Source organism: Citrobacter sp. MGH105 (assembly GCF_001037485.2).
Taxonomy (GTDB): domain Bacteria; phylum Pseudomonadota; class Gammaproteobacteria; order Enterobacterales; family Enterobacteriaceae; genus Citrobacter; species Citrobacter portucalensis.
Window position 1 is genome coordinate 2403188 of record NZ_CP073048.1, and the last position, 18963, is coordinate 2422150.

20 protein-coding genes and 1 pseudogene are annotated in these 18963 nt (G+C 48.2%); 10 read left to right on the forward strand and 11 right to left on the reverse strand.

The genetic code is table 11. The annotated features are described in order from the left end of the window. Nucleotides 1–6: 6 nt before the first annotated feature. Genes oppD through SK35_RS11515 form a run of 3 tightly spaced genes read left to right on the forward strand, consistent with a single transcriptional unit; the run spans nt 7 to nt 2903 of the window. Nucleotides 7–1020: a murein tripeptide/oligopeptide ABC transporter ATP-binding protein OppD gene (oppD, locus tag SK35_RS11505; RefSeq protein WP_048216254.1), complete on the forward strand. Its 1014-nt coding sequence runs from the start codon at nt 7–9 to the stop codon at nt 1018–1020. Continuing rightward, nucleotides 1017–2021 (forward strand): murein tripeptide/oligopeptide ABC transporter ATP-binding protein OppF, encoded by a 1005-nt coding sequence (gene oppF / locus SK35_RS11510; RefSeq protein ID WP_008784949.1) that lies wholly within the window; start codon nt 1017–1019, stop codon nt 2019–2021. Before oppD ends, oppF begins: the two co-directional genes overlap by 4 nt. Nucleotides 2022–2066: 45 nt before the next feature. Further along, nucleotides 2067–2903, forward strand: coding sequence for an ion transporter (locus SK35_RS11515; RefSeq protein ID WP_048216255.1), 837 nt, complete (start codon nt 2067–2069; stop codon nt 2901–2903). A 37-nt stretch (nt 2904–2940) separates the two neighbouring features. On the opposite strand, the gene SK35_RS11520 is transcribed toward SK35_RS11515, so the two are convergent. Together SK35_RS11520 and cls are read right to left on the reverse strand one after the other, a co-directional pair. Then, on the reverse strand, nt 2941–3270 hold the full coding sequence (locus SK35_RS11520) for an HI1450 family dsDNA-mimic protein (protein WP_003020691.1): 330 nt from the start codon (nt 3268–3270) through the stop codon (nt 2941–2943). A gap of 34 nt (nt 3271–3304) precedes the next feature. After that, complete coding sequence (gene cls, locus SK35_RS11525) at nt 3305–4765, reverse strand: cardiolipin synthase (protein ID WP_003020687.1); 1461 nt, start codon at nt 4763–4765, stop codon at nt 3305–3307. Between the two features lie 142 nt (nt 4766–4907). On the opposite strand from cls, the gene SK35_RS11530 reads away from it, so the two are divergent. Next, nucleotides 4908–5081, forward strand: a complete 174-nt coding sequence (locus SK35_RS11530) for a YciY family protein (RefSeq protein WP_122984013.1) — start codon at nt 4908–4910, stop codon at nt 5079–5081. Nucleotides 5082–5317: 236 nt separating this feature from the next. Then, entirely contained in the window at nt 5318–5932 is a 615-nt protein-coding gene (locus tag SK35_RS11535; protein ID WP_048216256.1) for a serine acetyltransferase, read from the forward strand. Nucleotides 5933–6209: 277 nt separating this feature from the next. Here the strand turns inward: SK35_RS11535 and SK35_RS11540 are convergent, their stop codons facing one another. Continuing rightward, nucleotides 6210–8219, reverse strand: a complete 2010-nt coding sequence (locus SK35_RS11540) for an acyltransferase family protein (protein WP_048216257.1) — start codon at nt 8217–8219, stop codon at nt 6210–6212. 295 nt (nt 8220–8514) lie between these two features. Continuing rightward, nucleotides 8515–8811 (reverse strand): YciI family protein, encoded by a 297-nt coding sequence (locus SK35_RS11545; protein WP_003020675.1) that lies wholly within the window; start codon nt 8809–8811, stop codon nt 8515–8517. Between the two features lie 215 nt (nt 8812–9026). Between SK35_RS11545 and tonB the strand changes: the two genes are divergently transcribed. Further along, nucleotides 9027–9755 carry a TonB system transport protein TonB gene (tonB, locus tag SK35_RS11550; RefSeq protein WP_168978222.1) on the forward strand — a complete coding sequence of 243 codons (729 nt, stop codon included), beginning with the start codon at nt 9027–9029 and terminating at the stop codon, nt 9753–9755. Nucleotides 9756–9819: 64 nt separating this feature from the next. On the opposite strand, the gene yciA is transcribed toward tonB, so the two are convergent. The 4 genes and pseudogenes from yciA to SK35_RS26865 all read right to left on the reverse strand — a co-directional run. Then, a complete protein-coding gene (yciA, locus tag SK35_RS11555; RefSeq protein WP_008784945.1) occupies nt 9820–10221 on the reverse strand; it encodes an acyl-CoA thioester hydrolase YciA in 402 nt (133 codons plus the stop codon). A 165-nt stretch (nt 10222–10386) separates the two neighbouring features. Then, complete coding sequence (locus SK35_RS11560) at nt 10387–10926, reverse strand: septation protein A (protein WP_003020667.1); 540 nt, start codon at nt 10924–10926, stop codon at nt 10387–10389. Nucleotides 10927–10980: 54 nt separating this feature from the next. Continuing rightward, nucleotides 10981–11724, reverse strand: a complete 744-nt coding sequence (locus SK35_RS11565; RefSeq protein WP_048216258.1) for a YciC family protein — start codon at nt 11722–11724, stop codon at nt 10981–10983. Nucleotides 11725–11752: 28 nt separating this feature from the next. Beyond that, nucleotides 11753–11830: pseudogene (locus SK35_RS26865) on the reverse strand (YkgJ family cysteine cluster protein); the annotation flags it as partial. Between the two features lie 285 nt (nt 11831–12115). Between SK35_RS26865 and ompW the strand changes: the two are divergent. Both ompW and SK35_RS11575 read left to right on the forward strand, forming a co-directional pair. Further along, entirely contained in the window at nt 12116–12754 is a 639-nt protein-coding gene (gene ompW / locus SK35_RS11570; RefSeq protein WP_003833354.1) for an outer membrane protein OmpW, read from the forward strand. Between the two features lie 428 nt (nt 12755–13182). Beyond that, on the forward strand, nt 13183–13899 hold the full coding sequence (locus tag SK35_RS11575; RefSeq protein WP_003020658.1) for a YebC/PmpR family DNA-binding transcriptional regulator: 717 nt from the start codon (nt 13183–13185) through the stop codon (nt 13897–13899). 391 nt (nt 13900–14290) lie between these two features. Here the strand turns inward: SK35_RS11575 and SK35_RS11580 are convergent, their stop codons facing one another. Then, on the reverse strand, nt 14291–14728 hold the full coding sequence (locus SK35_RS11580; RefSeq protein ID WP_223240868.1) for a hypothetical protein: 438 nt from the start codon (nt 14726–14728) through the stop codon (nt 14291–14293). 259 nt (nt 14729–14987) lie between these two features. Between SK35_RS11580 and SK35_RS11585 the strand changes: the two genes are divergently transcribed. Next, complete coding sequence (locus tag SK35_RS11585) at nt 14988–15263, forward strand: hypothetical protein (RefSeq protein ID WP_003833349.1); 276 nt, start codon at nt 14988–14990, stop codon at nt 15261–15263. A 186-nt stretch (nt 15264–15449) separates the two neighbouring features. After that, nucleotides 15450–16922, forward strand: coding sequence for a GGDEF domain-containing protein (locus tag SK35_RS11590; protein WP_048216259.1), 1473 nt, complete (start codon nt 15450–15452; stop codon nt 16920–16922). A 32-nt stretch (nt 16923–16954) separates the two neighbouring features. On the opposite strand, the gene trpA is transcribed toward SK35_RS11590, so the two are convergent. Together trpA and trpB are read right to left on the reverse strand one after the other, a co-directional pair. Then, the gene (trpA, locus tag SK35_RS11595; RefSeq protein ID WP_008784942.1) at nt 16955–17761 is read right to left on the reverse strand and encodes a tryptophan synthase subunit alpha; all 807 of its coding nucleotides are present in this window, start codon (nt 17759–17761) and stop codon (nt 16955–16957) included. After that, on the reverse strand, nt 17761–18954 hold the full coding sequence (gene trpB, locus SK35_RS11600; RefSeq protein WP_003020645.1) for a tryptophan synthase subunit beta: 1194 nt from the start codon (nt 18952–18954) through the stop codon (nt 17761–17763). Before trpB ends, trpA begins: the two co-directional genes overlap by 1 nt. Between the last annotated feature and the right edge of the window lie 9 nt (nt 18955–18963).

Here is an 18963-nt window from a genome sequence, read left to right on the forward strand (position 1 = left end):
GCAGCCATGAGCGTAATTGAAACCTCAACCGCGCCGCTCGCGCAACAACAGGCTAACGCACTGCTGAACGTAAAAGATCTGCGCGTGACGTTTGCTACCCCCGACGGCGATGTAACTGCGGTCAACGATTTAAACTTTTCTCTGCGAGCCGGAGAAACGCTGGGTATTGTCGGGGAATCCGGTTCGGGTAAATCGCAGACGGCCTTTGCCCTGATGGGGCTGCTGGCGGCGAATGGTCGTATCGGGGGCTCCGCAACGTTCAACGGGCGTGAAATTCTGAATTTACCGGAACGTGAACTGAACAAACTGCGCGCCGAGCAAATCTCGATGATTTTCCAGGACCCGATGACGTCTCTCAATCCGTACATGCGGGTCGGGGAGCAGTTGATGGAAGTTCTGATGCTGCATAAAGGCATGAGCAAAGCGGAAGCTTTTGACGAGTCGGTCAGAATGCTGGATGCGGTGAAGATGCCGGAAGCGCGTAAGCGTATGAAAATGTATCCGCATGAATTCTCCGGTGGTATGCGTCAGCGCGTAATGATCGCCATGGCGCTGCTGTGCAGGCCCAAATTACTGATTGCCGATGAACCAACCACTGCGCTCGATGTGACGGTACAGGCGCAAATTATGACGCTGCTGAATGAACTGAAAAGTGAATTCAACACCGCGATTATCATGATCACCCACGATCTGGGGGTTGTTGCCGGTATTTGCGATAAAGTCCTGGTGATGTATGCCGGACGTACTATGGAATACGGCAGTGCGCGGGATGTCTTTTATAAACCCGTTCATCCGTATTCGATTGGTTTGCTAAATGCCGTACCTCGTCTGGATGCCGAAGGGGAAGAGATGCTCACTATCCCTGGCAACCCACCGAACCTACTGCGTCTACCAAAAGGTTGTCCATTCCAGCCGCGTTGCCCGCATGCGATGGAAATCTGTAGCAGTGCTCCGCCACTGGAGGAATTTAGCCCAGGCCGTCTGCGTGCCTGCTTTAAGCCGGTGGAGGAACTGGTATGAATACGGTGACCGAACAACGTAAAGTGCTCCTTGAGATTGCCGACCTTAAAGTCCATTTCGATATTAAAGATGGCAAACAGTGGTTCTGGCAACCGTCTAAAACCCTGAAGGCGGTTGATGGCGTAACCCTGCGACTGTATGAGGGCGAAACCCTGGGCGTGGTCGGTGAATCAGGCTGCGGGAAATCGACCTTTGCCCGTGCGATTATCGGCCTGGTGAAGGCCACCGATGGAAAGGTTGCCTGGCTGGGTAAAGATTTACTGGGTATGAAACCCGATGAGTGGCGGGAAGTGCGCAGCGATATCCAGATGATTTTCCAGGATCCTCTGGCATCGTTAAACCCGCGCATGACCATTGGTGAAATCATTGCCGAACCGCTGCGAACTTATCATCCGAATCTTCCGGGTCAGGAAGTCCGCGACCGTGTGAAGGCGATGATGATGAAGGTTGGACTACTACCTAACCTGATTAACCGCTACCCACATGAGTTTTCCGGTGGCCAGTGTCAGCGTATTGGTATTGCCCGCGCGCTGATCCTCGAACCGAAGTTGATTATCTGTGATGAACCGGTTTCAGCGCTGGATGTATCAATCCAGGCCCAGGTGGTTAACCTGCTGCAACAGCTTCAGCGCGAAATGGGATTATCGTTAATCTTCATTGCCCACGACCTCGCGGTGGTTAAACACATCTCCGACCGTGTGTTGGTTATGTATCTCGGACATGCGGTGGAATTAGGGACTTATGACGAGGTGTACCATAACCCGCTGCATCCTTATACCAAAGCGCTGATGTCTGCGGTGCCAATCCCCGATCCGGATCAGGAAAGGAATAAGGTTATTCAGTTGCTGGAAGGCGAGTTACCGTCCCCGATTAATCCTCCTTCCGGTTGCGTGTTCCGTACGCGCTGTCCGATTGCTGGACCGGAATGCGCAAAAACGCGCCCGGTTCTGGAAGGAAGTTTCCGACATGCAGTTTCCTGCCTGAAAGTAGACCCGCTATAATCCTGAGGGCTGACAAAGGTCAGCCCTTTTTTTGGTGAGGTATCTGTGCCAGGTTTAGTCTCTTCTGTCCGCCGTGCGCTCTATCGCAAATTATTTGATTTAAATACCCGTTCAGGGCGTCGCTTTGAAGGTATGTGCGCGCTATTTGCCTTGCTCAGCGTTATCGTTATCTTCATTGAGTCCGGAGTAGGGACGCAATACCATTTAACCTTTGAGGAATGGCGCGTTTTTGTCTGGCTTGAGATCTTTATTACTCTGGTCTTCACCCTCGAATATCTTCTGCGCTTATGTTGCTGGGCCAACCCCGCTAAATATGTGTTCAGCTTCTGGGGGATAATTGACCTTGCCACCATTCTGCCGCTGTATGTGATGTGGCTATGGCCGGAAATCAGTCTGAGCTATGTTTTCGCCTGGAGAGCGATGCGTGTCCTGCGCGTCCTGCGTATTCTCAAGCTGCTGCGCTTTATGCCTTCTCTGCGGGTGTTCTGGAATGCGTTAAAAAGCGCCCGACATCAGCTGATGCTGTTCTATTCCTTTATTGCCATCCTGATGGTGGTTTTTGGCGCGATGATGTATCTGATTGAAGGGCCAAAATATGGGTTTACTACGCTGAATGCGTCGGTGTATTGGGCGATTGTTACTGTAACCACCGTCGGCTATGGCGATATCACGCCGCACACCCCGTTGGGGCGCATGGTGGCGTCCGTGCTTATCCTGATTGGTTACTCGGTGATTGCGATACCGACGGGATTGATTACCACGCACATGAGCAGTGCGTTCCAGCAGCGCGGGCACCAACGAAAATGTCCGCAGTGCCAGCAGACGCAGCACGAACATAGTGCGCAATTTTGTAACCGCTGTGGAAGTAAACTGCCGGGTTAAAAATGAAAAAAGCTGCGAGAGCAGCTTTTTTGTTTGATTATTCTCGCCAGAGAATATGGCAGAGCTTATGATCTTTTTCGCGACATAATAAAACGCGCGCGAAAATATCGTTAATCTCGCCGTCTTCTGTATCTGCCAGACCAATCACGACCTCGGCAAAGAAGTCAGGGTTCAGGTCAAAATCAACATGCTCCTGCCAGTCTTCTGCCGGATCGAACAACTCGGCACCGCCACGCTCTTCAAACTGCAAATTGAACAGAATGATGTCGGCTGGATCCAGATTGTCCGCAGCCAGTTCGAGAAAAATGTCGTAAGCCTGCTCAAGCGTTTCGTCTTCGGTCAGGCGATTGTTCAAATCCATATCCATAATGACTACCTGTTTACTGTCTGATGGGCACGTTTTACAGCAACGGACTAAAGAAGTAAAACAGTCGCTCTGCTATCCGCTGCCAGAGTGGTCGTTTTACCCACAAACGGGCATCAAGCAGGCGGGAACGCGAAATATAATCATCCTGCACTGCCGCGAGATCGCCACCGAATCCGGCATCATCAATGACCAGCGTGATTTCAAAATTGAGCCACAGACTGCGCATATCCAGGTTAACCGTACCGACCAGGCTCAGCTCGCCATCGACCAGTACGCTCTTGGTGTGCAGCAAGCCACCTTCGAACTGATAAATTTTAACGCCAGCCGCCAGCAGCTCGGTGAAAAAGGCCCGGCTTGCCCAGCCAACCAGCAGGGAGTCATTTTTACGTGGAAGAATGATACTGACGTCAACCCCACGCTGCGCCGCCGTGCAGATCGCGTGCAACAGGTCGTCGCTGGGGACGAAGTAGGGGGTGGTCATAATTAAATATTCACGCGCTGAATAAGCAGCGGTTAGCAGCGCCTGATGAATCAAATCTTCAGGGAAACCAGGACCCGAGGCGATAGTGTGAATGGTGTGGCCGCTGGCCTGCTCAAACGGCATGATATTGACGTCCGGTGGCGGAGGCAAAATGCGCTTTCCGGTCTCAATTTCCCAGTCGCAGGAATAGACAATGCCCATAGCAGTGGCGACAGGACCTTCCATTCTCGCCATTAAATCAACCCATTGCCCGACGCCCGCATCTTGTTTGAAGAAACGCGGGTCGACCATGTTCATGCTGCCGGTATAAGCAATGTAGTTATCGATCATGATCATTTTGCGGTGCTGACGCAGGTCCATACGGCGTAAAAATACACGCATCAGGTTCACCTTCAGCGCTTCTACAACCTCGATACCTGCGTTACGCATCATCGCCGCCCAAGGGCTGCGGAAGAACGCCACGCTGCCGGCGGAGTCCAACATCAGGCGACAGTGAATGCCACGCCTCGCGGCAGCCATTAACGACTCGGCTACCTGATCGGCCATACCGCCTGGCTGCCATATGTAGAACACCATTTCGATGTTGTGGCGCGCCAGTTGAATATCACGGATCAGCGCCTGCATCACGTCATCTGAACTGGTGAGCAACTGCAGCTGGTTTCCCTTTACGCCGGCTATTCCCTGACGACGCTCGCACAGTTTAAACAACGAAGAGGCGACGCTGCTGTTTTCCTGGGCAAAAATATGCTTGCAGGCCTTGAGGTCGTTCAGCCATTTGGCTGTTGAAGGCCACATCGCCCGGGCGCGTTCGGCACGTCGCTTACCCAGGTGAAGTTCACCAAAAGACAGATAAGCAATAATTCCTACCAATGGCAGAATGTAGATGATCAACAGCCAGGCCATTGCGGAGGGCACTGCGCGTCGCTTCATCAGAATGCGTAACGTTACGCCAGCAATGAGTACCCAGTAACCCAGAATGACCAGCCAACTCACCACGGTGTAGAAGGTTGTCATAAATTTAAAAATCCTTTTGAAAGCGTATTGTTAAGAGTTTACGCATCAGGATTAATCTGGCAAATAAAAACACGGGAAAACCACTGGTCTGCATTCGGTCTGGCGTTATAATGGCCGCTCAGTGACTGGAAGAGTAGTTAACATGAAGCGTAGTAGAACGGAAGTGGGACGCTGGCGGATGCTGCGTCAGGCTAGCCGCCGTAAAGCACGTTGGCTTGAAGGACAATCGCGTCGTAATATGCGTATCCATACCATCAGGAAGTGCGTTCTCAACCACCAACGTAACTCGTTGTTGTTTGCGATCCACAGCATCTGATCCCAAAAGGGCACCGCTGGCGGTGCCCAATGTCTGCTTTTCCGTATTGATTCTTAAATACTTTCCTGGCTGCCATTATTGTTTTGGTCCAGGTAAGAGATAGCCATTTCATTATTTATATTATTGTCATCTTTCAGGTGCCGTATCTACTCGAAAAAAAGAATGCTGGTGACAAGAAAATATGTTTTTATTTCAGTGAGAACTGATACATTTTAACGATTAAACAATGAGACAGTATGATGGCATTCGACAAAATTAAAGCCGATACCCACCGTGAATTTGGTTATTTCTCATGGAGTAAACTAATAATTGGTACAGTAATTAGCAGAACATTCCGTATCATTGTGATGATGCGTTTATGCCAATACTGTGCGGTTTCGCGCACACCGCTGCGTATCATGCTCTATCCATTTAAGATCTTGCATCGGTGTGCTGCTCACATGGGCTCGATGGATTTTCCATCGAGCACGCAGGTTGGTGCCGGGTTGGCTATCACTCATGGCTGGGGGATAGTGATATCGCCGAGTGCAAGAATTGGAAAGAACGTTACCTTATTTCATGGTGTAACCATCGGTCAGCGAGATACTATTCGGGGAGCAGGAACCCGCATCACGGGTTACCCCATTATTGAGGATGAAGTTTGGATTGGTCCAAATGCTGTCATCGTCGGCGGGGTCATCATTGGACAAGGGAGTAAAATTGCTGCCGGGGCGTTTGTGACCGAAAGTATCCCGCCTTTTTCTGTCGTTGTTGGTAATCCTGGCGTGATTGTTAAAACCGGGTGCATCCCAGACGTAATGAATAAAGCACCGTTGTTTCAAGAAAGAACTGTTGAAAAAACGGCAGCGTAAATTTCTCGCTGATTATACTTTTATTTTTATTATCAATACGATGATTCTACATTCTGGGGCTAGTGGTTCATAATAGTGTGGTCAGGTATTACTCGTTATCCTATTCTGTTAGTTTATTGTCTTTTGAGGGAAGTCATTATGTGTACAAATCTTTTTGACAACGCTCGTCGCTACACTGACGAGAAAAAGTAACAACCAAAGCCGCTATCTGCGGCTTTTTTACTTGAGTGAATATTAGTATCCGAATGGATATGATTCCCATAGTTCTGGTCAAGCGTCAAAGTTGCAGGGCGTTAGTTGCCTCGGTATGTTCTGCTTGTTTAAATGCGCGTTGAAACATGGGGAGTAAAAGCCTACTGCCAAATGCACTTAGGTGGTTACTGTCTGAGTAAAGTGGACGTCCACCAGCATCTCCCCAACACCGCCCATCCTTGCAAAGATAGGGTAACGGATTGAGAATATTGACGCCGCAGCGCAGGGCCGCCTCATCTTGTGCTGCCCAAATGGCTGTTTGTCGCTGGTAATATTTATCGAGAGAAATAGATACTGTACTGTCTGACTTACCAAACATCAGTGCCCTGGCCATTGTATTAGGCACATCGACTGCCATTTCAGGAATAGGGCGGACCAGAAATACCCTCTGACTATTCTCTATGGAACACAGAGTTTTTACGAGTTGCTGGCTAAACTGCTGTGTTAAATTCTGATTGGGGTGTTCATTCGGCGTATCAAAAAATCCCATAGGAATATTAAAAAAATCGTCCTTTTCATTTTGTCCCAGGATAGCGAGGCTGCTTCTGTTGGCGATAAAGACGAGTTTATTTTTATATTCATTATTTAGTAAATTAATAGCTCGATCATTAAATAGTTTACAGTCATCATTAATATCCTCTCTTCGTTTCATGCCTAACACTGTCGGACAGCTCGCATAGGTCATCTCAACCACCGCACCGGGTGCAGCCTCTGCGACAGCTGAAACCAGCATGCTTGCATGACTGTCTCCAAGGACAATGGCCGTTAACTCTCCTTTGCCATATCTGCACATAGGAGACTCGCTTCCTTTACCCGGCGCGAGCAGACATTTTTCAAATCGGACTGCGTAATCAAGTTTCGGGATCATCGCTAATTCAATTGCCGGGTTAATTCTGCCGTCGACTTGCTGATAACGAGCCCCTGCGGCCAATCCACCAGTGCTCAAAATTAACAGTAATAGTACCCAGCTCTGTTTGCGTGCAGGGGTTAGCGCAAGCTGTTTGCGTGTCGGAATCTCTACGAGCAATAAAGAGGTCTTTCCCAATAGCAAACTCATTACGATGCCAGTAGCAATCCACCAGGGATTGTCCTGTTTGTCGGCATAACTGAGCAGCACCGCCAGCGGCCAGTGCCACAGATAAATTGAATAAGAACTGGCACCTATCTGGCGAAAAATTGCCGTAGATGTAAAAAATGATCGCTGGCGATTAGCCGCAAGAACCAGCACGGTCCCCAACACAGGAACCACGGCATAACTTCCCGGCCATGGTCGTGTCGCATCCAGGAGTGTGACTGACAGGGCAATTAAAATAAAACCCACCAACTCTAGTATCCGGGCTGGGCGTTGCGACATAGAATGCCGACGAGTTAGCCACCATACAGCTCCTCCAGCTAATAATTCCCAAATGCGGGTGGGGAGTAGGTAAAACGCACTACCTGGGAGTCGAGGGCTCACGTAAATTGATAGAGCTAATGACAGTACGCCTGCGGCGATAAGTGCAAACTTAACACCCTGCAGGCCAAACCAGCGCCAGAGTAAAATGCAGCCAACAGGCAACAAAATGTAAAATTGCCACTCCACCGAAAGAGACCATGTGTGCAGCAACCAGTTTTCTCTGGAAGTGATATCGAAATAACCCGCTTCACGCCAAAACTTGAGATTGGAAACAAAAGTAAGCGCTGTGATCGCATTGAGTGCCAGCACATGATAATCAGCGGTGGGCAACCAAAACCAACCCAAGAAAAGTAATGTGCTACATAATACAATTAAGGCAGGAATAATTCGTCTGGCACGTGCCAGATAGAAACTCCATAATGAAAAATTGCCACGTTCAAGGCCGTTCACGATGATGGCGGTCATCAGGAAACCTGATATAACAAAAAAAACATCAACGCCGATAAAGCCACCGCTAAATCCGGGTACGCCAAAGTGATAAAATACGACCGCTAATACAGCCCATGCTCGCAGGCCATTGATATCATGGCGGAATGCTTTAGGAGAGGGAGAGGCGGGACGGAACGAATCAAAAGCCATAATTGACTAAAATCCCGTATAGCGTAACAACGCAGCCTGTCTGCATTGTGACAAATTAATCTCGACAGATAATAAAATACACTGAGGTTGAGTAAGAAACAATCAATGACACGCTAATAAACGGTCGTTGCTACCTTTTATAAGGGTACTTATCATTGCTTTGATATGCTGAATTAATGCATAGAGACGAGAAGTGAGGGCGTTTAGACTAATGTGCACCTAAATGCGCCCTCAATGGCTATGTATTTTGCTTACAGTTCAGTATTTTTATAAATGAAAATGGCCTTTTGTTTTGTCAAAATACTTTCTTGTAAGGTTTTACTGAAACCTGCGCATATACGCCCGCCGCAACATACGGATCGGCTTCTGCCCAAGCCTGTGCCGCCTCCAAAGATTCAAATTCGGCAATCACCGTCGAGCCGGTAAAACCCGCCGCACCGGGATCGTTACTGTCGACCGCTGGCATAGGGCCCGCCGTGAGCAAACGACCTTCGTCATGAAGGAGTTGCAGGCGAGCCAGATGAGCAGGGCGCACGGAAAGACGTTTTTCGAGAGAGTCTGCGATATCTTGAGCGTAAATAACATACAGCACGGGTAGAGCTCCTTGAACGGTAAAAGTCGTTAATAACGTTATTGGAAAGGCCTAACAACTGCAACGGAAAGATAACTGATATGTTAAGGCCATACTCCGAAAGTGGTTTTTTATCATAAAATCGCGTATTAAATGTCAGTTAGCACCACGGGCTTATTGAATATGATTGCTATTTGCATTTAAAATCAGGGCCTGGTTTTTTTACTGAAACGATTATGACTTCAATGACCCTTGATTTACCTCGTCGCTTTCCCTGGCCAACGTTACTGTCTGTCGGCATTCATGGTGCCATAGTGGCTGGTTTGCTGTATACCTCGGTACATCAGGTTATTGAACTACCTGCGCCAGCGCAGCCGATCTCTGTCACGATGGTCGCGCCTGCCGATCTCGAACCGCCTCAGGCCGTTCAGCCGCCGCCGGAACCCGTTGTCGAGCCTGAACCGGAACCTGAACCGATTCCAGAGCCACCAAAAGAGGCGCCGGTGGTGATTGAAAAACCGAAGCCCAAGCCTAAACCGAAGCCAAAACCGGTGAAAAAGGTGGAAGAGCAACCGAAACGCGATGTTAAACCAGCAGAACCGCGCCCGGCCTCCCCGCTGGAAAATACGGCACCTACGCGCACAATGACCAATACCGCGCCGGCAACTACCAGCAAACCGGTGGTCAGTGCGCCATCGGGTCCACGTGCTTTAAGCCGTAATCAGCCTCAGTATCCGGCGCGAGCTCAGGCGCTGCGCATTGAAGGCCGGGTAAAGGTCAAATTTAACGTAACGCCGGATGGCCGGGTTGAAAATGTGGAAATCCTGTCTGCACAACCTGCCAATATGTTTGAACGTGAAGTGAAAAACGCGATGCGTAGATGGCGTTATGAAGCTGGTAAACCCGGTTCCGGACTTGTGGTGAATATTGTTTTCAAATTAAACGGCACAACGCAGATCGAGTAAGCATCAGGCCGTCCGGCAATGATCAAGAGTGATGATTGCCGGATAGCAGTACTGACGTGTGCTATCAGACCAACGTGGGAATTGGACGCGGTTTCCCGTCTTTATCAACGGCAACGTAGATAAACAGAGCTTCGGTGGCCTTATAGCGCTGCCCAATAGGTTCAGAAGCGACCTTCTTCACCCAAACTTCAATATTGATGCTGATCGAGGTTGTCCCGCGTTTCACACAGCGCGCATAGCAACACACCACATCACCTACGGCGACCGGGCGCAAAAAGCTCATCCCTTCCACTCGCACCGTTACCACACGACCATGTGCGATCTCTTTGGCCTGAATCGCGCCACCTATATCCATTTGTGACATCAGCCAGCCGCCAAAAATATCACCGTTCGCGTTGGTATCGGCAGGCATGGCCAGAGTGCGTAAAACCAGTTCACCCTGGGGAGTGTTATTCGTTGTTGTCATTGTAGAACCGACTATAGAGAAAGATTACAGGCGCGATGCTACTAGAATTTGTGCGTTGAGAACAGAGGTGATGCGGCGTGCAGAGCAGATGTAAGTCAGGTTGTCAGCTCTATGGAACGCGAAGGGATAAAAATTCGCCAGATCCGCAGATCTGGCGAGCATGTATTACGATTTATCTTCTTGCGGCAGATGACGGTAAATATAGACCCCACTCAGCAGCGTAAAGAATAAAGTCAGGGCGGTCAGGCCGAACACTTTGAAGTTGACCCAAATGTTCTGCGGTAGCCAAAATGCAATATAGATATTCGCCAGGCCACACAGGATGAAAAATACGGCCCAGGCTAGATTAAGTTTCGACCACACCGGCTGCGGCAGGGTCAGCTCTTTACCTAACATGCGTTGAATCAGCGGCTTTTTCATCACCCACTGGCTAACCAGCAGAGCACCAGCAAACAGCCCGTAAATCACCGTTACTTTCCACTTAATGAATTCATCGTTGTGGAAAAAAATAGTCAAACCACCAAATACGGCCACCAGGACAAAGGTGATTAACGCCATCTTCTCGACCTTGCGATAGCGAACCCAGCTGTAAATCAACACCACAGCCGTCGCGACAATCAGCGCCGAGGTCGCCGCATAGATGTCGTAAAGCTTATAAAAAGCAAAAAAGACAACCAGCGGTAAAAAATCAAGAAACTGCTTCATTCTTCGATTCCGTAATCAAAAGCACCGGGTACAAGCCCGGAATGCGTTCAGGGTTTATTGGCGAATCAGCATGTACAGGCGGAACAAATAGATCAGCAACACGGCGGAGATCATATTGCTCAGCGTATTCGCCAATACCGCGCCTACATTCGGCGTAAGTACTGCAAAACTTGGCGCAAAAAGCAACAGCAGCGTTTTTGCCAGCAACCAACCGATCACTGCCGGCGCAACTAGTCGCATATTCGACCACGCCAGACGCATACTGTTGCGCATCGCGGCAAAGACACCCATTTTGTCCTGTACCAACATCACCGGTGCGAGTGCCAGCAGGATCGCCAGCAGAATACCGGGAACAACAACCAGCATAATACCGATTTGCACTAGCAGAGTAGTCAAAAAAATCAGAATAAACAGCTTCGGTAACAGTGGCGCACTGGCGCCGATAGCACGTAATGCGCTGACGCGATGACCCGCTGAAATCAGCTGAATCATCAAGATGACGCCCCCGGCGAGGATGGCATTACCAATCAGACCGGAAAACGTCGACGCCGCGGAAGCGCGTAGCAAAATTTGCTGTTGCTCCGGGGTCATGTTTTGCACCAGATCGAACAGCCCCACGCTGCTGGTTAACTGATCGCCTTCACTGAGTTGCGCAATTTGTGCGTCAGTGGGGGAAAAGGCATGCCCTAACACCACTGTGATAAACGCGCACAACAACGATACCAGCAAGATGGTAATGAATTGATTACGGAAAAAGTTTCCCGTGTCACGGTAAACGGATTTCGCCGTGATAGACATGCACTCTCCTTGAGTTTTGCAGGTGTTCATTTGCGGGCAATTGTACCCTGGATAACTCTACAGTGGCAGCATCGCGCGATGTATGGAAAAGCATATCTTTGTAAAGCTGAAGTAATTTTTGGCTACGACTTCAGCGTCGTGCATGAACGCTGTTTGTTATCTGCGCATCACGCGCAGATATCCATCACCCATCAGCTGGAGGTACTTGCACATTGAAAATATATCAAAATTGATCTGAATTAATTTAACCAGGATTTTGAATGCAAGTTCTAACTTAATCTGGATCAATAAATGTTAAATTATCAAAGTCAATGTGATCCATGTTAGATCACTTATTACTCCAATGTGGGTATATTCGTTCCGCTTTTATAACCATAACGATGGAGCGGACATGAAAAAATTAACAGTTGCAGCATTGGCTTTAACAACTCTTCTCTCTGGTAACGCATTTGCGCATGAAGCTGGAGAGTTCTTTATTCGTGCAGGTTCAGCCACCGTCAGGCCGACGGAAGGTGCAGGTGGTACGCTGGGCAGCTTAGGTGGCTTTGATGTCAGCAATAACACGCAGTTGGGCCTGACATTTACCTACATGGCAACCGACAATATCGGTGTTGAATTACTGGCAGCTACGCCGTTCCGCCATAAAATCGGCACTGCTGCAACGGGTGATATTGCCACCGTACATCATCTACCGCCGACGTTAATGGCGCAGTGGTACTTCGGTGACTCCAGCAGTAAACTGCGTCCGTACGTAGGTGTTGGGGTGAACTACACGACCTTCTTCGATGAAGGCTTTAACGACAACGGTAAAGAAACGGGGTTATCGGACCTGAGTCTGAAAGATTCCTGGGGCGCAGCAGGGCAAGTCGGTATGGACTATCTGATTAACCGTGACTGGCTGATTAACATGTCGGTGTGGTACATGGATATCGATACCACCGCAAGCTATAAAATGGGTGGCGTCCAGCAGCGAGACAGTGTACGCCTCGATCCGTGGGTGTTTATGTTCTCTGCGGGTTATCGTTTTTAAGTTCTTCTGCAAAATCCCTGTAAAACTGGTCATCAAATGGCCAGTTTTTTTCATTCTTTTCCGCGCGTGTCGTTGTCTTGAACGGCCATTATTTTGCGCCTCTGGCCTGACAAAATTTGTGTGTCGATACCTCGCTATAAGCAGTACTGCGCTAACTATAATAGCCAGTGTGTTTATCTGGAATATCACTTTTGTTTCTCTTCTCTTATGCATTATTGTTGCGGTTCATTTATTACGCACAAAAAAACCTGAAGATAGTCAGGGGATAATTTATCCAAAATGTTAACTATTGATAAAATTAAAGTAACATATCGTAAAATTTGGATATTTTATTTTTCATGGACGAGGATTTATACATCATGATATAATGTAATGCTAGGTTATTTACCTGTCGACTATGTAAATGAATTTTCGAGGAGATCATTCCAGTGGGACGTAAGTGGGCAAATATTGTTGCTAAAAAAACAGCTAAAGACGGTGCAACGTCTAATGTATATGCAAAATTCGGTGTAGAAATTTATGCAGCTGCTAAACAAGGCGAACCAGACCCAGAATTAAATACATCTTTAAAATTCGTTATTGAACGTGCGAAACAAGCGCAGGTTCCAAAACACGTTATTGATAAAGCCATTGATAAAGCCAAAGGCGGCAGCGATGAAACGTTCGTGCAAGGGCGTTATGAAGGCTTTGGTCCCAGTGGCTCACTGATTATCGCTGAAACATTGACTTCAAATGTTAACCGTACGATTGCTAATGTCCGCTCAATTTTTAATAAAAAAGGTGGGAATATCGGGGCGGCTGGTTCTGTCAGCTATATGTTTGACAATACCGGAGTGATTGTATTCGAAGGAACAGATCCTGATCATATTTTTGAAATTTTGCTTAATGCTGAAGTAGATGTTCGTGATGTAACCGAAGAAGAAGGAAACATCGTTATTTATACTGAATCTACAGATCTTCACAAAGGCATTGCAGCTCTAAAAGCAGCAGGGATTACTGAATTCTCTACCACAGAATTAGAGATGATTGCTCAATCAGAAATTGAACTTTCACCAGAAGATTTAGAAGTCTTTGCAGGGCTTGTTGATGCCCTTGAAGATGACGATGATGTTCAAAAAGTATATCATAACGTTGCAAATCTCTAATGATAGATTAAAGGAATCTGTCATTATGGCAGATTTTTTTAACTCATAGAGTTGTTATGAAGAAGAATGTCTGGCCAGATATGTCTATTCTAAAAAATAGATAAAAACCACTATCTTAAAAAAGAAAATGTAATAATTAAAATCTCTGGCCTTAACTTTATAAGTACGCGATATCCTGCATCCACTCAGCGCCGCTATGAACAATTGAGATGTTAACTCCATCATTCCAGATCATTCTGATGCAAGCACAACGTGAGTTCCTCACTTATCGCTGTCCCGACATTATGAGTGAAGCTTTTCATCAGATAGTGTGGTCCGCTTCACGCTCAGAGTCGTCCAGCGATTGACAGTCTCAGGCAGTATGGAAACAATGAGTACAAGTACACTGTTATTACAAACTCGGATATTTTCCATCGTCATCAACTAAAAAAATCTGAGATAGATACCAGGTATCATTTTCTTTGGACAACTGATATTCATAAATAGGTGAATAATACTGCCTTGATAATTTTGTCGTTACGACCGCTATTTTTTCAGTAATCTGAACCGATATGATCTTCTCTTGCTCAGGGTCATGACTAGACTCAGAACCAAAAGCTATAGGCTCGCCCTGAAAACCAGGTTTTGTATATTTTTTCAAAAGCTCATTCCAACCCTTCTGGGCCTGGAGCATAACTTCTTGCTTTCCATCGTTCTGATTTCTCTGAAATGACTGGTCATTCCAATATTTATAATCCCTCTGGAAAGCGGTGACTACCTGTTCCGGAGTATTTGCCAGTATGTCCCCAGCGCTTAAAAATCCAACGCTTAACACAACTAATTTAATCAACAGATGTCTCAACCAGTTCACCCATATTTGGTATGCTTTAAAGCAGTGTCTCGCAAGGGACTTTTTGAAGTCAACTTAATTAATAGCTGCACAACCAGGATGATTGAACTGTATAGATTCCGAGCATGCCTGACAGTGGTTAGCAACCAGGAAACATTCCCCTCGTTCTTCATTTAAACATTCTGGGGAAAACATCGAGCCTTTCTCCCCTTTGATGTAGTGCTACTCTTTAAGCAAACCAACTTTGAGGGTATTGCTGATGATGTTGACCCGCCATCTGCTACAGCAAAAAATCACACTTCTGGAACCGTTCTCCGAAGACCAAACGGCAGCGTTTGCCGTGAGTGCTGCACGTGAGTTATTGCTTTACATGGATAAAATTGAGGCTCTGGAGAAAATTATTGCGACTCCGGTTACACTACCTTATTGCAGCGCAAGTCCGGTTTGTGAGATTGAGGCGGGCTATGCCGCAGGCGTAAACGACTGCCGCGAGGCCATTCGACGGGCAGGGTATCCTATTGAAGGTGATGATTAGTTTGCGCTTATGTTAACAAATATGTGCTTTTAATGTATAAATCTGTAACCTAAGCGCGCGACTGCGGGCTACATCAACTTACCTGCTTCGGAGTGGCAAACATTCTCTATCAACGTACAACGCTGTTATGCAACAACATAAACGGGTAACCGATTTGGCAATACTGTTAACTATCAGGGTGGACTCGTGAAGATTGTGCAGGATAAGCTCAGAAACAGGCAGGCACTGCTGGTATCAGGGCTCATTACGTTGATATTTACTTCGTTGTTTCTGTTTATTATTTATGAACAGCGAATGGCCGCTGCCAGCGAAGGTGTCAACCGCCTGCAAGCGCGCATGATGGACATTTTTAACGATAACGAGCTGATCGCCGATGCGATTGGTGAGCGTTATCACCATATCAAAACGGGGGAACAATGCGGCGATATTTCAAAATTTGTTCTCCGGGATGAGGATGAATGGGGAATTAACGCCGACCCAAAGCGGCTGCATTCGGCGACCGGGACAATGGTTGCCCAGCAAACCAGCCACAACGCGCTGTGTATGTATACAGCGGCTGAATTTATTCGTGGTATGGTCAATGAGCTAAACCCCGGCAGCTTCGATGCACATCGTTATATCATCGCCAAAAATTCAGATTATTTTTACTGGTTTATGGCTTCCGATTCGCGCAATTTCAGTTTCTCTAATTCTGAAATGGCACGGGATATCACCAACTTTTTCTATCCTCCGGTCGATTTCTATACTCGATTACTGCAAAAAAACGTCAAAAACAAAGCCCTTAGTTCGACGAATTTTTATACCGATAAAATTACCGGTGAAAAAGCTTACAGCGTGGTGAGTTATATCTACGATCTGTCTGGCAAAGAGATATCAGACCAAATCGTAGCCTATCTGGTCTATGACCATTCAAAGCCCGAATTGCAGGAAGCGTTAGCCCAGGCATTTGACAACCAAATTCCACCGGAGCTGAATGTGGAGTTGGTGAATTTAACAAACCATGAGAGTCTCTGTTTATCCGGTAAATGTACCGGTCAATCCCGCTTTATGGTGCGCAATTTTTCGGAGAAATATGCGCTGCACTATTCGCTTTCATTAGGCCGTTTTATGGCGCGCGACGCACATGCCGGGATTGTTATCCTGCTGGCGCCGTTCTTTTTCATCATCATTAGCTTCTCGTTAAAGTCATGGCTAAACGAAAGCGACCTAAAAGTTTATATCGATACTCTGACCGGCTGTTTTAACCGCCGAATTCTCGACATCATCAAGCGTCGGGATTTATCACACTGCTCGGTGGTGCTACTTGACTGTAATAAGTTCAAGGCCGTCAATGACACCTGGGGCCACGCGGCAGGCGATCGTGCGCTGCAAATTATCGCCAACAGAATGCTGTCAAACACCCGCACCAGTCACGATATTGTGATTCGTACCGGCGGGGATGAATTTATGATCCTGCTGTTTCGATCGCAGGCAACTGACGCTATAGCAATCGCGCAACGTATTAGTGGGCAGGTGACCAGCCATGTGTTTGTGGTGGATGGCCATACCGTGCCATTGTCAGTATCGTGGGGGATTGCAGAGGTGAATGGTGAACTTGATGCGGCCATTCAGAATGCGGATAGCGCTATGTATAGAATGAAGCACACGAAAGAAGGATAAAACCGCCAGAAATTTCTGGCGGTTGATTTAGCTTACTGGTGGGTGGCGGCTTTCATCGTGCTGACAAACGCTTTCAGCTCAGCCAGCATCTGTTCCGGTGCCGCAACATTTTTCTCAATGATTTTCACAATTGCCGAGCCGGAAATTGCACCGGCGGCACCGGCTTCAATAGCACCAGCGACCTGTTCAGGCGCAGAAATACCAAAGCCCTGTAAAGAAGGTGGCGCACCATATTCTTTCAGCTTTTCGACCAGATGATGCAGCGGTAATGCCGCACGATTTTCGGCACCGGTCACACCTGCACGTGAAAGCAGATAAGTGTAGCCACGACCATAAGAGGCAATCTGGCGTAGCAGTTCTTCATCAGCGTTCGGCGGGCAGATGAAAATCGGCGCGATGTTGTGGCGCAGCGCTGCAGTTCTGAACGGAGCTGACTCCTCAACCGGCACATCGGCTACCAACACAGAATCCACACCGACTTTCTCACAATGGGCGTAAAATTCATCAATGCCCTTACTAAAGACCAGGTTGGCATACATCAGCAACCCAATGGGAATCGTCGGATGCTTCTGGCGAATCAGCGCCAGCATTTCAAAGCATTGCGACGGTGTAACGCCGGCGGCAAACGCTCGCAGGGTGGCTTCCTGTATGGTCGGACCGTCTGCCAGCGGATCGGAGAACGGAATGCCGAGCTCAAGCGCGTCGGCACCGGCTTCAATCAGCGTATCAATGATTTTCAGTGACTGCTCAACAGACGGATCGCCCAGGGTTACGAAGGGGACAAAAGCGCCTTCTTTGCGGTCCTTCAGCTGTGCAAACAGGTTTTCGTAACGTTCCATCAGATTTCCCCTCGCGCTTTCAGAATATCGTGTACGGTGAAAATGTCTTTGTCTCCGCGACCGGAGAGATTAACCACCAGTAACTGCTCTTTTTCCGGATTCTCACGCATCATTTTCAACGCGTGCGCCAGGGCATGGGAGGACTCCAGTGCCGGAATAATTCCCTCGTGCAGACACAGCGTTTTGAAGGCTTCCAGTGCTTCATCATCGGTGATTGAAACATAATCAGCGCGACCAATGCTGTTCAGGTACGCATGCTGTGGCCCAACTGACGGGAAGTCCAGTCCTGCAGAAATAGAGTAAGACTCTTCAATCTGTCCTTCTTCGGTCTGCATCATCGGGGACTTCATGCCGAAGTAAATCCCGACACGACCATGCTTCAACGGCGCGCCGTGTTCTCCAGACTCAATCCCATGACCGCCTGGCTCTACGCCAATCAGACCGACGCTGGTTTCATTGATAAAGTCGGCGAACATACCGATGGCATTAGAACCGCCGCCCACGCAGGCGATAACGGCGTCCGGCAGACGACCTTCTTTTTCCAGAATCTGCGCCTTGGTTTCTTCACCGATCATGCGCTGGAATTCACGCACAATGGTCGGGAAGGGGTGCGGGCCAGCCGCCGTACCGAGCATGTAGTGCGCGGTATCGTAGCTGCCAGACCAGTCGCGAAGCGCTTCGTTACAGGCATCTTTAAGCGTTGCGGAACCGCTGTGAACGGGGATAACTTCAGCGCCCATCAAACGCATACGGAAAACGTTAGGCGACTGACGTTCAACATCTTTCGCGCCCATATAAATACGGCATTTCAACCCCAGCAGTGCGCTGGCGAGAGCAGATGCAACACCGTGCTGACCCGCGCCTGTTTCGGCGATGATTTCCGTTTTACCCATGCGCTTCGCCAGCAACGCCTGACCCAGCACCTGGTTGGTTTTGTGCGCGCCGCCGTGCAGTAAGTCTTCACGCTTGAGATACAGCGTTGTGTTGGTGCCTTGAGTAATGTTCTGGCACTTGGTCAGTGCGGTTGGGCGACCCGCATAGTTTTTCAGCAGATCTGTAAACTGCGCCTGAAATTCAGGATCCTTTTGTGCGCTGACAAAAGCTTCTTCCAGCTGGCGCAGGGCAGGCATCAGAATCTGTGGCACATACATACCGCCAAATTCACCAAAGTACGGATTGAGTAATGTTGTCATGTCCTTTTC

Excerpts from the sequence above, each read along its gene's own strand:
- tonB (WP_168978222.1), top strand. The coding sequence starts at position 9,027 with ATGACTTCAATGACCCTTGATTTACCTCGTCGCTTTCCCTGGCCAACG.
- SK35_RS11520 (WP_003020691.1), bottom strand. The coding sequence starts at position 3,270 with ATGGATATGGATTTGAACAATCGCCTGACCGAAGACGAAACGCTTGAG.
- oppF (WP_008784949.1), top strand. The coding sequence starts at position 1,017 with ATGAATACGGTGACCGAACAACGTAAAGTGCTCCTTGAGATTGCCGAC.
- SK35_RS11540 (WP_048216257.1), bottom strand. The coding sequence starts at position 8,219 with ATGGCTTTTGATTCGTTCCGTCCCGCCTCTCCCTCTCCTAAAGCATTC.
- yciA (WP_008784945.1), bottom strand. The coding sequence starts at position 10,221 with ATGACAACAACGAATAACACTCCCCAGGGTGAACTGGTTTTACGCACT.
- SK35_RS11585 (WP_003833349.1), top strand. The coding sequence starts at position 14,988 with ATGATGTTGACCCGCCATCTGCTACAGCAAAAAATCACACTTCTGGAA.
- ompW (WP_003833354.1), top strand. The coding sequence starts at position 12,116 with ATGAAAAAATTAACAGTTGCAGCATTGGCTTTAACAACTCTTCTCTCT.
- SK35_RS11530 (WP_122984013.1), top strand. The coding sequence starts at position 4,908 with ATGAAGCGTAGTAGAACGGAAGTGGGACGCTGGCGGATGCTGCGTCAG.
- oppD (WP_048216254.1), top strand. The coding sequence starts at position 7 with ATGAGCGTAATTGAAACCTCAACCGCGCCGCTCGCGCAACAACAGGCT.
- SK35_RS11560 (WP_003020667.1), bottom strand. The coding sequence starts at position 10,926 with ATGAAGCAGTTTCTTGATTTTTTACCGCTGGTTGTCTTTTTTGCTTTT.
- SK35_RS11535 (WP_048216256.1), top strand. The coding sequence starts at position 5,318 with ATGATGGCATTCGACAAAATTAAAGCCGATACCCACCGTGAATTTGGT.
- trpB (WP_003020645.1), bottom strand. The coding sequence starts at position 18,954 with ATGACAACATTACTCAATCCGTACTTTGGTGAATTTGGCGGTATGTAT.
- SK35_RS11565 (WP_048216258.1), bottom strand. The coding sequence starts at position 11,724 with ATGTCTATCACGGCGAAATCCGTTTACCGTGACACGGGAAACTTTTTC.
- trpA (WP_008784942.1), bottom strand. The coding sequence starts at position 17,761 with ATGGAACGTTACGAAAACCTGTTTGCACAGCTGAAGGACCGCAAAGAA.
- cls (WP_003020687.1), bottom strand. The coding sequence starts at position 4,765 with ATGACAACCTTCTACACCGTGGTGAGTTGGCTGGTCATTCTGGGTTAC.